Origin of the sequence: Staphylococcus sp. FSL W8-0305 (genome assembly GCF_037966415.1) — a bacterium.
GTDB classification, from domain to species: Bacteria; Bacillota; Bacilli; order Staphylococcales; family Staphylococcaceae; genus Staphylococcus; species Staphylococcus aureus.
Genome location: NZ_CP150198.1, coordinates 2,146,821 through 2,161,383, shown reverse-complemented (window position 1 = coordinate 2,161,383; position 14,563 = coordinate 2,146,821). Strand labels below are relative to the sequence as shown.

At 34.6% G+C, this 14,563-nt stretch carries 12 protein-coding genes and 1 pseudogene; 5 read left to right on the top strand and 8 right to left on the bottom strand.

The window, feature by feature from the left end; all coding sequences use genetic code 11:
* Window positions 1-14: 14 nt before the first annotated feature.
* The gene (locus NST10_RS10435) at window positions 15-1,352 is read right to left on the bottom strand and encodes an aspartate aminotransferase family protein (RefSeq protein WP_000030061.1); all 1,338 of its coding nucleotides are present in this window, start codon (window positions 1,350-1,352) and stop codon (window positions 15-17) included.
* Between the two features lie 253 nt (window positions 1,353-1,605).
* Between NST10_RS10435 and NST10_RS10430 the strand changes: the two genes are divergently transcribed.
* Together NST10_RS10430 and NST10_RS10425 are read left to right on the top strand one after the other, a co-directional pair.
* Entirely contained in the window at window positions 1,606-2,022 is a 417-nt protein-coding gene (locus NST10_RS10430) for a hypothetical protein (protein WP_001237625.1), read from the top strand.
* A 122-nt stretch (window positions 2,023-2,144) separates the two neighbouring features.
* The gene (locus NST10_RS10425) at window positions 2,145-3,035 is read left to right on the top strand and encodes a fructose bisphosphate aldolase (RefSeq protein ID WP_001031407.1); all 891 of its coding nucleotides are present in this window, start codon (window positions 2,145-2,147) and stop codon (window positions 3,033-3,035) included.
* Window positions 3,036-3,227: 192 nt separating this feature from the next.
* On the opposite strand, the gene lqo is transcribed toward NST10_RS10425, so the two are convergent.
* On the bottom strand, window positions 3,228-4,724 hold the full coding sequence (gene lqo, locus NST10_RS10420; RefSeq protein WP_001130051.1) for an L-lactate dehydrogenase (quinone): 1,497 nt from the start codon (window positions 4,722-4,724) through the stop codon (window positions 3,228-3,230).
* A 295-nt stretch (window positions 4,725-5,019) separates the two neighbouring features.
* Between lqo and NST10_RS10415 the strand changes: the two are divergent.
* Window positions 5,020-5,351: pseudogene (locus NST10_RS10415) on the top strand (hypothetical protein).
* A gap of 59 nt (window positions 5,352-5,410) precedes the next feature.
* Here the strand turns inward: NST10_RS10415 and NST10_RS10410 are convergent.
* The 5 genes from NST10_RS10410 to betB all read right to left on the bottom strand — a co-directional run bounded on the left by NST10_RS10410 (window position 5,411) and on the right by betB (window position 11,876).
* Complete coding sequence (locus NST10_RS10410) at window positions 5,411-7,009, bottom strand: AMP-binding protein (protein ID WP_001172340.1); 1,599 nt, start codon at window positions 7,007-7,009, stop codon at window positions 5,411-5,413.
* A 193-nt stretch (window positions 7,010-7,202) separates the two neighbouring features.
* Window positions 7,203-7,646 (bottom strand): antibiotic biosynthesis monooxygenase, encoded by a 444-nt coding sequence (locus NST10_RS10405; RefSeq protein ID WP_001028789.1) that lies wholly within the window; start codon window positions 7,644-7,646, stop codon window positions 7,203-7,205.
* 279 nt (window positions 7,647-7,925) lie between these two features.
* Window positions 7,926-8,138 (bottom strand): sterile alpha motif-like domain-containing protein, encoded by a 213-nt coding sequence (locus NST10_RS10400; RefSeq protein ID WP_000011688.1) that lies wholly within the window; start codon window positions 8,136-8,138, stop codon window positions 7,926-7,928.
* A gap of 277 nt (window positions 8,139-8,415) precedes the next feature.
* Window positions 8,416-10,125 (bottom strand): choline dehydrogenase, encoded by a 1,710-nt coding sequence (gene betA / locus NST10_RS10395; RefSeq protein WP_000066521.1) that lies wholly within the window; start codon window positions 10,123-10,125, stop codon window positions 8,416-8,418.
* A gap of 260 nt (window positions 10,126-10,385) precedes the next feature.
* On the bottom strand, window positions 10,386-11,876 hold the full coding sequence (betB, locus tag NST10_RS10390; RefSeq protein ID WP_000421699.1) for a betaine-aldehyde dehydrogenase: 1,491 nt from the start codon (window positions 11,874-11,876) through the stop codon (window positions 10,386-10,388).
* Window positions 11,877-11,944: 68 nt separating this feature from the next.
* On the opposite strand from betB, the gene NST10_RS10385 reads away from it, so the two are divergent.
* A complete protein-coding gene (locus tag NST10_RS10385; RefSeq protein WP_001789908.1) occupies window positions 11,945-12,040 on the top strand; it encodes a hypothetical protein in 96 nt (31 codons plus the stop codon).
* 88 nt (window positions 12,041-12,128) lie between these two features.
* Complete coding sequence (locus NST10_RS10380) at window positions 12,129-12,692, top strand: GbsR/MarR family transcriptional regulator (protein ID WP_000198597.1); 564 nt, start codon at window positions 12,129-12,131, stop codon at window positions 12,690-12,692.
* A gap of 169 nt (window positions 12,693-12,861) precedes the next feature.
* Here NST10_RS10380 and NST10_RS10375 read toward each other — a convergent pair whose 3' ends face one another.
* On the bottom strand, window positions 12,862-14,484 hold the full coding sequence (locus NST10_RS10375) for a BCCT family transporter (RefSeq protein ID WP_000711870.1): 1,623 nt from the start codon (window positions 14,482-14,484) through the stop codon (window positions 12,862-12,864).
* Window positions 14,485-14,563 lie beyond the last annotated feature (79 nt).

Below are 14,563 nucleotides of genomic sequence, written 5' to 3'. Positions count from 1 at the left end.
TAAGATAATCGCTATTACCAACCTTGTCCAGATATGTCATATTGATCTAAGTTTCCTGCTTCCAAAGCAGTCAGTGCATCTTCTATAGTGTTTAACGCCGTGTCTAATTGCTCATATGTTATTACCAATGGCGGTTGGAATCGCAACACATTTCCTGCTACAGCTATAATAACTACGCCATGCTCAAAGCAGTAATTACAAATTTTAAGTGCCGCACTGGCATCACGTGTTTTGAGGTTTTTGTCGGAAACAATATCAATACCAATGCTCAGGCCTTTACCTCTAACATCGCCTACACTATTGTATTTAGATACCCATTGATCCATTCGTTTCCTAACATATTCCCCTTTTTCCGCACTAGCCTGAAGAAGCGACTGATCTTCAATCATTTGAATTGTGGCTAATGCAGCTTCACAACTAACTGGATTAGCACCTGTTGTAAATAAATGTGCTGGTGCTTCTAAACAATTCATAATCTCTTTGCGTCCAACAATTGCTGACATAGGCATACCACCTGCTAAAGATTTTCCGAAAGTGATTAAATCAGGCGTAAAATTAAAATGCGAGACTGAACTCCATGTACCTGTTCTCCCAAAACCTTGTTGAATATCATCGACAGCGATTAAAATACCATTTTCACGACAAATATTTTCTAACGCTTCAAAATACCCTGGAACTGGTTCTAAAAGTCCACCATCGCCTTGTATCGTTTCAATAACAATACATGCTACTTCGTCAGCAGGTACATATTTCGCAAACATTTCTTTTAAGGGTGCTAAATATTCTTCTACTGAATTAGCTTGTGGCTGCTCGTACATACCACGATATTTATCTGGAAACGGAATATGATAAAAGCCATTCAATAACGGACCATAATGTTTGCGCATATTTAAACTAATAGCTGACATAGACAACGAGCCAAAAGTTGAACCATGATATGCATTAGTGAAACTAATGATATAAGGACGCCCTGTATATGCTCTGGCAAATTTAATGATGCCATCATTTGCGTCTGATCCAGTTAATCCGAAGGTCACTCTTTTTTCAAAATCTCCAGGTGCAATCTCACAAAGCTTCTTAGCTAAACGTACCAACGGTTCATGATACATATATGCTGGTGTATAATGAATAAATTTATCAACTTGTGCCTTTATCGCTTCTGTTACTTCTCTAGGTGCATGACCTACGTTTTGAGAACTCGCACTCGATAACAAATCGATATATGTCTTTCCCTCAATATCAACCAATGTTGCTCCATATCCATGATCAATAACTAACGGATAATATTTAATACGTCCTGATTTCGCAAAATAATGTTCATCCTCTTGAATTAATTGATGTGCTTTACTCATATACATTCCCCTCCCATTGACAGACCTTATTCACATAATTACCTTCCCTACATCGATAACCACATTCGATTTGATATCACGTGAAAATACTGTCATGTCATTATGAATACTATCCAATATACTAATAAAATTCAGATTTGTAAATATATTCTGATAATTAAGAATTTTATATCAATCTACTTTATTTATGCGCATAATTTTGTTCGATTAGGGAATTGTTTACTATATTCCATTTGACTCTGAGGTGATATGAATGCGTTTAAAGGTATTGTTCCATTTCATTGCTGCTATTTTCATATCATTCATGTTGCTATGGATGACCATGTTGTTTGACATAATAAGCAATCAATCACATTTAAAAGCTTTGTTATTGAATTTAGATTTTCTAATTCCTTCTGACAATACACCATATACTCTAGAAATAATATGTCACTTACTAATTGGTAGCGTCATTTATTTTGTATTTGTGTTGCTGTTTCATACTTCTAAAAGGCTTTACTATCTATGTTATATCCCTTTAGTTTTCTTATTTATAGCATTGTATCCCTTTTTAGTATTTATTGCGCAACGTCCAATTTTTCAATTTAGTGTGACAGAATTAATCGGTTGGATTATTACACATATTTTCTTCATGTCATTAATGGCGTTAGTCATACCTAGAATAAAATAATATTTTTAATTAAACTGACAATTATTTTTCACATTTTATACACTTTTCAAGGTTTATGACTTGAGAAATGTTCTCATTTTTATCATACTGGAGGTGTATTGAAAAGTTAAGGAGTGGAAAGTATGAATAAAGAGCAATTAGAAAAAATGAAAAATGGAAAAGGCTTTATTGCCGCATTAGACCAAAGTGGTGGTAGTACACCAAAAGCACTTAAAGAATATGGTGTAAACGAAGATCAATATAGCAATGAAGACGAAATGTTCCAACTTGTTCACGATATGCGTACACGTGTGGTAACTTCACCTTCATTCTCACCAGATAAAATTTTAGGTGCTATTCTTTTCGAACAAACAATGGATCGCGAAGTAGAAGGCAAATACACTGCAGATTACTTAGCTGACAAAGGTGTTGTTCCGTTCTTAAAAGTAGACAAAGGTCTTGCTGAAGAGCAAAATGGTGTTCAATTAATGAAACCAATCGACAACTTAGATAGCTTATTAGATCGTGCAAACGAGCGTCACATTTTTGGTACAAAAATGCGTTCTAATATTTTAGAATTAAATGAACAAGGTATCAAAGACGTTGTTGAACAACAATTTGAAGTCGCTAAACAAATTATTGCTAAAGGGTTAGTGCCAATTATCGAACCAGAAGTTAATATTAACGCAAAAGATAAAGCTGAAATTGAAAAAGTATTAAAAGCTGAGCTTAAAAAAGGTTTAGACAGCTTAAATGCTGATCAATTAGTTATGTTAAAATTAACAATTCCTACTGAAGCTAACTTATACAAAGACTTAGCTGAGCATCCAAACGTTGTTCGTATCGTTGTATTATCAGGTGGTTACAGCAGAGAAAAAGCTAATGAATTACTTAAAGATAACGCTGAACTTATCGCAAGCTTCTCACGCGCATTAGCTAGTGATTTAAGAGCTGGACAATCTAAAGAAGAATTCGATAAAGCATTAGGTGACGCTGTAGAATCAATCTACGACGCATCTGTAAACAAAAACTAATTTATACATTAAACGTATTTTTTGATATAAACTACTAAAAAGGACTCATACATGTGCTTTAAAGGCATTGTGTATGAGTCTTTTTGATTAAAGTTGATTTTGCCGTATGTATTAGATTACGTAAAAAAATCGGACAGCTGAAAAATCTTTAAGATTTCTCAGTTGTCCGATTTTAAATATAACTATTAGAATTTAGTTTTCGTAGTAACCTAATTCTAAGTCTTTTGAAGTTTGTTTACGGATTTTTCTCATTAATTTTTCGTCTTCAATTAATGATTCACCGTATGATGGAATCATTTTCTTGATTTTAGGTGCCCATTCAGTTTTGTATTCAGGGAAGTTACGTTCTAATACTTCTAACGCAACTGAAACTGAAGTTGAAGCCCCTGGTGATTCACCTAATAATGCGATTACAGTGTGGTCTTGTGAGTTAACCACTTCTGTACCGAATTGGATGAATCCTTTACCGTGTTCAGGTGTATCTTTGATAACTTGTACACGTTTACCAGCAGTGTATAATTGCCAATCTTCATTACGTGCTTCTGGATAGAAAGTACGTAAGTGGTTCATACAACCTTCTTTTGTCATAATCACTTGATCAAATGAGTATTTAATTAAAGGTAAGTTTTTAACAGCTGCTGCTAATAAAGTTGTAATGTTGTATGTTTTAACTGATTTGAATAAATCTAAGTTAGAACCATTTTTCAAGAATTTAGGTCCAACATTAGCAAATGGTCCAAATAATAATGTTCTTTGACCATCAATGTAACGCGTATCTAAATGAGGTACAGTCATTGGTGGTGTACCAGGTGGCTCTTTACCATAAACTTTGGCATCGTGTTGTTCAATAACTTGTGGGTTTGTACAAGCTAAGAATTGACCACTGATAGGGAATCCACCTAAATGTTTACTTTCAGGGATACCTGTTTTTTGTAATAATGGAATTGCTCCACCGCCAGCACCGATGAATACATAGTCAGTTACTTGTTTGAATTTCTCACCAGTTAGGCGATTTTTAACAGTAACTTCCCATTGACCATTTGATAATTGTTCAAAATCAACAACCTCATGGTTAAATTGCACAGTAGCATTTGGATGTGCTTCAATGCTTTTAGCCATTTTACGTGTTAATTCACCGAAGTTTACATCTGTACCTTCGTCAATTTTACTTGCCGCCATGATACCAGGGTTATCTTCACGGCCTTTCATCATCAATGGAATCCATTTTTTCATTACTTCGATGTCTTCAGTATATTCGATATTATCGAACATAGGGAAAGCTTTCATCGCTTCGTAACGATCTTTTAAGAATTTAACATTGTTTTTACCTCTAACATAACTGATGTGTGGTAATGGATTGATAAATTCTCTTGGGTTCTCGATGCTACCGCTTTTCACTAAGTGACCCCAGAATTGTTTTGAAATCTCAAACTCTTCGTTAATCACTTTCGCTTTTTCGATGTCGATAGAACCATCAGGTTGTAAAACTGTGTAGTTCAACTCACATAATGCTGCATGACCCGTACCAGCATTATTTCTTTCGTTTGAACTTTCGATTGCAGGACGATCCAAGCGTTCGTAAACGTGGATATTCCAGTCTGGCTCAATTTCTTTTAACATTGAACCAAATGTTGTGCTAAGTACACCGGCTCCAATTAAAACGATGTCTTTACTATTAGACTTAGCCATTGGTTTCACCTCTCCAAAAATTGTAAATGTGTATCATCAATATGAAAGTTACATAAAACTGACATATTTCTTTAAAATATCAACGCCATAGATAACTTCCTGTTTTAATTGATACGCTGTAACAAAATACTATAGTTAGTGCTTACATGTATATGTTAAAGCAAGCAGTGGTAAATGTAAATTATAATTATTCATTAACTTTGCAATATATTAAATCTTTTATTCATAGAAGATAAATATCAAATCAATCATAATTATTTGACAACAAATAGCTAACGATTGTTTTAATCTACATTTGGCTTATAGCATTTTAAACCTATACTCTATTTTGATACAATATAAGTGTAAAATCAATCATAAAAAGGAGATTCAATGCCTATGCATCCAAGAAAATCACTTCAATTACCTTTAATATTGTAAATTATTTTGAATCTTGCACTTATAGGCATTGTGATTATCGTTTTAACACATACTGAGTTTCAACTTAATGCCGGTGATAGTAATGTTTTTTTATTAAACTGGGATATTCGAGGTTTAACATCTTATATTTTCTCATTCTTAATACTGGTTGCGCTTGTTTCTAAACTAATTTTAATATTTATAACTAGACGACAAAGAACATCATAAATAAACAAGCAGTCCAGTGCGTATCATCATACCTTACGCATTGGACTGCTTTGCTATGTTTATTGATTGCTATCTTTTTGTTGTTGCCATTTTTCTATTTCAGCATCTCGTAGTTCAACACGACGAATTTTACCTGAGTTTGTTTTTGGTAAGTCGTCAACGAATTCAATCTCTCTTGGATATTTATATGGTGCAACTTCATTTTTAACAAATTGTTGTAGTTCTTTAACTAGCGTATCATCACCCGCAGTATGGTCCTGTAAAATAACGAATGCTTTAACAATATTTCCTCGTATATCATGAGGTTTTGCTACTACAGCACATTCTTTAACGGCTGGATGATTCGTTAACGCATCTTCAACTTCAAAAGGCCCAATCGTATAGCCTGAACTAATAATAATGTCATCTCGACGTCCTTCAAACCAGAAATAACCATCATCATCTACATGAGCTAAGTCACCAGTGATGTAGTATTTACCTGTTTGCGCTTTCGCCGTACGTTCTGGCTCTTTATAATATCCTTTGAAAAGTGCTGGCAAATCAAGTGGTACTGCAATATTCCCTTTCGTATTAGCAGGTACGCTATTCCCCTCATCATCTACTACAGTGACCGAACTACCCGGAATGCCTTTACCCATTGATCCAATCCTTTGTGGTGTATCTTTTAAAAAGCCTATAAGCAAGGTACTTTCAGTCTGGCCATATCCATCTCTTACAGTTAAATTAAAGTATTTCTTGAATTGTTCAACTACTTCTCGATTTAGTGGCTCACCTGCAGAAACGGCACTATGTAAATGCGTTAAGTCATAATCATTTAAGTTCTGTAATTTAGCCATCATACGATATTCTGTCGGTGTACAACATAAAACATTAATTTGATATTTTTGAAGCAATTCTAAGTATGTCTCAGGGCTGAATCTTCCATTAAATACAAAAGCAGTTGCACCTGAACCTAATACAGATAAGAAAGGACTCCATACCCATTTTTGCCAACCTGGTGCTGCTGTTGCCCAAACTAAGTCATCTTCATTAATACATAACCAATGTTTTGGTGCCATTTGTAAATGTGCAAATCCCCATCCATGACAATGTGTAACGGCTTTAGGATTGCCAGTTGTACCAGATGTATATGACAGAATCGCCATATCATCACGCGTCGTATCTGCCATTTCTAGTTTGTTACTTGCGTTTTCTTTTTCAGCTTCAAGTGAAATCCATCCATCTTTTTGACCGGCAATAACAAATTTAGTTAACGCATCATATTCTTTAATTTTTTCAAATTCAACTGTGAATGGCTCTAGTGCAATAACAGCATTTATTTCACCGTGTGTGATACGGTATTGTAAATCTTTAGTTCTTAGCATTTCAGAACATGGAATGATTGCAACACCTAATTTTAAAGCAGCAATATATAATTCATATGTCGCAATAGATCGTGGCATCATAATGAGTACTTTATCGCCTTTAGATAAACCGTGCGATGCTAAAACATTACCTACTTTATTAGACTGTTCAATGAGCTGTTGGTAAGTGACTGATATATCTTCGCCTTCAGTATTATGATATAAAATTGCCTTTTTATCTGGTATGTGGCTATATTTTTCGATTTCCGAAATAATGTTATATTTTTCAGGCGCGAATAGAGCTGACTTTTGCATAACTAACTTCCTTTCATACATCCACTTTTCCTGTGATGAACATTGTAATTTTATAAATGAATTATATATATCATACGCCTATCTTTACAGAATTTTCAATTAAATAGGGTTAAATACCAAAGTCCTCGACACTACGCTTTGACATGACATAGCATTCAAGGACTTTCAAATGATTGAGGGTTGATATCTCGGGCTAGAGCATATCAGCTAATTCAATACGAATATTGTATGATAATTCACGATTAATTATTTTTACATCTGCACCTTTCGAAGTGCCACGATGCTTGTGTGTATGCTTGTACTCAGCTGAATTTTGCCAATGATAAAATGCTTGCCTATTTTCCCACAGCGTAATAATGATATAGTGTCTACCAGCTGTTCTAGGTCTTAAAAACCTTAATGCTTTAAACCCATCAACGTTTTGCAAATGCTTATTACGTTGCAAAAATTTTTGCTCGAATGTTTCTTCTTGTCCTTCGTTAATATATAAATGATTTAACACACATAATGTATCATTTGATAAATCATTTATCGCTTCTAGCACATCGTAATATGCAGTGTCATTATTTTTTTGTATTGTGAGACAATCATCCAGTTCTTCTATTACATAACTTCTATATTCATCATAAATGTTCATAATAAATGCCTTCATTTCATTTATATTTTTGGTCATATTACTTTATATCTATTACTAATTCATTCCCGTATTTATTAATTACAATCATAGTTTGACTTCTTTTTAAAAGATAAGGCTTTGTAAAAAGTATTAATATTCCATACAAATGGGGACAGGCGTCGCCCATTATTTTTGTGTCTTCAATTCCATGATCATTATTTAACATTAGTCATGAAAATAGCCGACAACTTCATCTATGAAATTACCGGCCTTGTATTTTAGCTAACTTTATCTCTAATTTTACGATTTTAATTGATCATACAGAGAAAGTGATCTTTTTACAATTTCTAAAAACTCATGATCTATATTGGACATTTGATGAAAATAAGACAAAATGTTTTCTGTTAGCTTCTCTTGTTTTGGGAATGAATCATCTTCTTTAATCCAAATCGCTAATTCGCCTAATGGTGTTTTATCATCTTTAAATGTTTGTATATATTCGTAAAAGCTCATAGTATTCCTTCTCTCAATTTACTTATATAAATCCTACCACGAAAGCTTTCAAGAAAACACAATTAAATGTCTATTTAGTGAACTTTTTAAGGTTGTACACTCTTTTAATGTCTGTCAATTAGGTCAATTAATCATCACAATGTACAATTAACTCTATTTTCAGTTCATATTCTCACACACCGTTTTTGAACAACACATTAACTTCTCATTTAGATAAAACGCAAAAAAGCCTGGCACCAATACAATAGATGCCAGACTAAAAGTCTACTATATCAATTTATTTAGCGTATGGTTTTACTTCGATTGCACCTTCATTTTCATCATGAACACCATGCTTATAATAATCAATATATTGTGGCTCTAAAGGCTTTCTGCCACGTATAATGTCTGCTGCTTTTTCAGCTAACATTAAAACAGGTGCGTGTATATTGCCATTTGTCGTACGTGGCATAGCTGATGCATCAACTACACGTAAATTTTCCATACCATGAACTTTCATTGTTAACGGGTCAACTACTGCCATTGGATCTGAAGCAGGACCCATTTTAGCACTACAAGATGGGTGTAATGCTGTTTCACCATCTCTACGAACCCAATCAAGAATTTCTTCGTCTGTTTGCACTTCTGGTCCTGGTGAAATTTCTCCACCATTGAATGGATCCATTGCTTTTTGAGATAAGATATTTCTTGCTACACGAATTGCTTCTACCCATTCTTTTTTATCTTCTTCTGTTGATAAATAATTAAAGCGGATACTTGGTTTTTCGAATGGATCTTTAGATTTGATTTTCAAGCTGCCACGAGAGTTTGAATACATTGGTCCTACGTGAACTTGATAGCCATGTGCGACCGCTGCCTTTTGACCATCATATCTTACAGCTATTGGTAAGAAATGGAACATTAAGTTAGGATAATCAACTTCGTTATTTGAACGTACAAATCCGCCACCTTCAAAATGGTTAGATGCTGCTGCACCAGTACGTGTGAAAATCCATTGTAAACCAATAAATGGCATGCGCTTGATATCTAAGCTTGGCTGTAATGATACAGGTTCCTTACACTTATGTTGAATGTATACCTCTAAGTGATCTTCAAAGTTTTCACCCACACCAGGCAAATGAACACGTGGCTCAATGCCTTTTGATTTTAGGAATTCTGAATCGCCGATACCAGACAGTTGTAGTAATTGTGGCGTATTGAATGCCCCACCTGACAAGATGACTTCATTAGCATCGATGGTATGTAGTTTGCCATTTTTCTTATACGTAACACCAGTTGCTCTTCTACCTTCATAATGAATTTCAGTAACAAAGGCACGTGTTTCAACGGTTAAGTTTTTACGCTTCATAGCTGGATGTAAATATGCTCTTGAAGCTGACATTCGGCGACCACGATGTACTTGACTATCGAACGGTCCAAAACCTTCTTGTCTAAATCCATTCACATCAGGTGTTTTATGATAGCCTGCTTCAACACCTGCATCAAAGAATGACTGGAATAAAGGATTCGTTGCTGGCCCTCGTTTTAACTTAATTGGTCCATCATGGCCTCTAAATTTATCATAAGGCGCTGCACCGTATGTTTTTTCTAATTTTTTAAAATACGGTAAACAGTGCGCAAAATCCCAAGTTTCCATACCTTCTGGTTCTGCCCAGCCTTCATAGTCCATTGGATTACCGCGTTGATAAATCATGCCATTAATCGAACTTGATCCACCTAAAACTTTACCTCGGGCATGTGCTACTTTACGACCGCCCATATGTGGTTCTTCATCTGTTGAATAAATCCAATCGTAAAATTTATTGCCTGAAGGGAACATTAACGCAGCAGGCATTTGGATAAATAAATCCCAAAAATAATCACTGCGACCCGCTTCTAATACTAAGACTTCTTTATCTTTATCTTCACTCAGACGATTACCTAGTACAGAACCTGCACTGCCTCCTCCAATGATGACATAATCATATGATTTATTTTTGTTACTCATCGTTATGACCTCCAAAGTTTGTTGTATTTCAAAGTGAGTATTGCATGAAATATTTGTTAGTGGCTGATTGGTTATCGTTGAATTGCTAAACTTAGCTAACCAAAACACTCGATTTTCCTTTTATGATTGTTACTAACAGTCATGAAATAATCTATGATTCATTTTGCGTTTAGTCCAAATTATCAATCAACATTTCGCCACTTATACAAAACAAAGTGAGTGTCTTGTGTTCTTACAATGGCACTCACCTTATCTAATTTTTATTTGCTAAACCAATTCACTAATTGTGGATTTGTATTTGTTAAAATGTGTTTTGAAACAAGGTACTCTTCTAAGCCTTCTTTGCCTAATTCTCTACCGATACCTGATTGTTTGTATCCACCCCATGGCGCTTGTGCAAAATATGGGTGGAAATCATTAATCCACACCGTTCCAAGTTTCAACTTGTTAGCAACGCGTTGTGCTTTTCCAATATCTTTAGAAAATACAGCACCTGCTAAACCATATATAGAATCATTCGCTAATTGAATCGCTTCTTGTTCAGTTTCAAAGCCTTCTACAGTAACGACAGGTCCGAAAACCTCTTCTTGTACAATACGCATTGACGTATCACAATTTGTAATGACTGTTGGCTCGAAGAATAGACCATCTTTTAAATCGTCTCTATCTGGGCGTTTACCACCAACAGCAATTGTTGCGCCTTCTGCTTTAGCTACATCCATATAAGATTCGATTTTATTACGATGTTCTGTTGAAATCACTGGTCCCATTTCAGTATCAGCATCAAAACCATTACCTAATTTGATTTTTTTCACGCGATCAATAAGTGCTTGCTCAAATTTGTCTTTAATACTGTTTTGTACTAATATTCTTGATCCTGCTGAACAAACTTGACCTGCATGGAAATATCCACCATTTAACGCTTGGTCTACCGCCAATTCAAAATCAGCATCATCAAAGATAATGTTTGGATTTTTACCGCCAAGTTCCAAGGCAATATTCGTAACATTATTAGCAGCATTTTTCATAATATGCTTACCAGTCTCAATGCCACCTGTAAATGATACTAGGTCAATCTCTTTATGACCTGACATTACGTCACCAACTTCAGAACCTGCACCAAGAATAAGATTAATTGTTCCTTTAGGGAAACCAACTTCTTCCATTAATTCAAAAACACGTATTGTTGTTAATGGTGTAATTTCACTTGGTTTCATAACTAGTGAACAACCCGTAGCAAGCGCTGGCGCAATTTTCCATGATGCTTGTAATAACGGATAATTCCAAGGTGTAATTTGTGTAACTACACCTACTGGTTCTTTAACAATTTTGCTTTCTGTATCTGGTATTGGTGAATCAATCATTTCGCCACCATCTTTATCTGCTAATCCAGCAAAATACATAAACACATTATGAATATCATCCATATCTGCATATGATTCTTCTAACGTTTTTCCAGTATCTAATGTTTCTAATCGTGCTAACGCTTCGCGATGTTCTTTGATCTTGTCCGCGATGGCACGTACTTTTTTACCTCTTGTTTCAGCAGTTTCTTGCGACCATTCACCAGACTCAAACGCACGTCTTGCAGCTAAGATTGCACGTTCTGCATCCTCTTTTGTCCCTTCAGAAACCGTAAATATCACTTCTTGATTGTAAGGATTGATAATATCTCTTGTATTTTTATTCGCGCTTTCAACCCACTCACCATCAATATATTGACGCTGAGATAAATGTTTTAAAAGTTCCATTCAACAACCTCCGTTAAGTTTGTTAAATTTTTATTTAACGAATTTTACAAACTTATGTTAGCATAGAAATGAAAAATGTGTCAATTTACAAAACAACTCAAGAATTAAGTTTTGTAAGTTCGTTAGATTTTTATTTAACGAAACATTTAACTTTAATGCTTTAAATATTTTTAATGTCTTTTTTTAGAAAAGGTTTTATAATGTATTAGTATTTATTTTAACGTGACCAAAATGATGTACGGAGGTGCAATGATGACTCGTTCTCAGAACAAACAGCAACAATTAGAACAAGCAAAAGATATTGTAATTAATTCAATTGGACAGACAATGGATTTGTATGGCACTAATAGAAGTGTAGGAAACTTATATGGCACTATGGTGTTTGAAGGCAGTATGACGCTTGATGAAATGCGTCATCAATTGCAAATGAGCAAACCAAGTATGAGTGCTGGCGTTAAGAAATTGCAGGAATTTGATATTGTTAAACAACAATTTACGAGAGGAAGCCGCAAACAACATTTTATCGCCGAGAAAGACTTTTTCATCTTTTTCCGAAACTTTTTCACTAAAAAATTTCAGCGTGAAATTGATATCAATGTCGAAGCAGTAAAAGATGCTCAAGCTATTATCAATCCATTACTTGAAAGCAGTGATTTAACTGAAGCTGAAACACAAGAGGCACACAAAATTAAAGCTCAGCTTGATCATACACATGTTTATTACGAATGGTTAGAACAGTTAACCGAAGCGATTGAAAGCGGTGAAATTTTTAAATATTTCCCAATTCCAGAACAGTCTTCTGATTCTAAAAATTAAAATTGACTCAAACAACGACAATGATGATTATGCATGATGAAAACAATGCAATAGGTCCACGAAATAAACGGTAATTTCTATCTCAATAAATAGAAATTACCGTTTTTGCTTAATATCACGATTAATCATATACTTATAAAATTCAAAATCTTATGCATCATTAATTGAATTATAAATTATCGTCTTGTTCTTCTTCTGATACTTGAACGATTCGCAATGAGCGACGTTCAACTTCTTTTAATTTTTCAGCCCGCGTTTCAAGTTTAATTCTATCGCGTCCTAAAATGATTAAAAATGATATCATCATGAAAATAAAAATAACAATTAATGGCACACTTGCCAGTATTGATGCAGTTTTCAATACTTCTAATGCACGTTCACCACCAACTAGCATCAATGAAAATGGCAATAAGCACAATGCAAACGCCCAGAATAAACGATTGGCACGTAATGGTTCGCCTACCACTTTTTTCTGAGATGCTGCCGCTAAAATATATGAACCCGAATCAAATGTTGTTGCTAAGAATAAGAAAGCAGATACTAAGAATAGTACAATCATCAATGATGGGAATGGTAAATGATGCACCACTTCAATAATGGTTGCCTCTGTACCATGTGTATTTAAATATTGTGTTACATTAAACTGTCCAGAAATTTGTAAATACACAGCATAGTTACCAAAAATACCAAAGAATAATACGCATCCAAGCGTTCCATAAATAATTGTTCCTAGCACGACTTCTTTAAGGCGTCGACCTTTTGAAATTCTAGCGATAAATAAACCGATAAATGGCGCATATACTAACCACCATGACCAGTAGAATATTGTCCAGTCTTGTGGGAAATTCGTTTCTTTTCGACCTTTAATACCACCGAATGGTTCTAACCATGTTGCCATATGGAAGAAATCTCTCAACATATTTCCGAACCCTGTCACTGTCGTTTCCATAATAAAAACAGTCGGTCCAATAATAAATATAAAGGCTAAAAGTACAAATGATAGCCAAACGTTGATATCACTTAACTTTTGAATACCTTTTTTCAATCCTGTATATGAACTAATGGCAAATATAACCGTGATTGTTAATAAAATGGCCGAACGTAAAATCATATTTTTACCATCTAAACCAGTTAATCTTTCTATGCCTGCAGAAATTAATGGCACACCTAACGCTAGTGATGTTGCCGCACCACCTAGCAATCCAAAGATAAATAAGATATCTACAACTTTACCTACAAATTTATCTGTTTGACCTTTTAAAATCGGGCGACAAGCTTGACTAATTTTATACACCGGTTGTTTTTTAACAAACACTAAATAACCAATTGGTAATGCTGGTAAAACGTAAATAGCCCAAGCAATTGGTCCCCAGTGGAACATACCATATTGCGTCGCATATTGGAGTGCTTCATCACTCATACTTTTCGCGCCATTTGGTGGAACTTGATAGTAAAAAGCCCATTCAATAACGCCCCAGTATAAAATATCAGAGCCTATGCCTGCACAAAACAGCATTGCCGCCCATGTAAATGTATTAAATTCTGGTTTATCACTTGCTTTACCAAGTGTGACATTACCATATTTACCAAATGCGATATACATTACAAAGCAAAAAATCGCCAGCCCCATAAATAAATATATCGAACCAATTGAATCAGAAATGGCACTATTAATACCAGTGATGATATCTTCACTTGCTTTTGGAAAAGCCATCATAGGTATAACTGCAAAAAGAAGTACAGCTACTGTCCCTATAAAGGTCGTCCAGTCCATAACTTTCTCTTTTTTCAATTGTGCTCCCCCTAATTATTAATTTTATGAATCCTGTTTCGATTTATCTCAAAATGTAATAATTATATTGATTCACAAA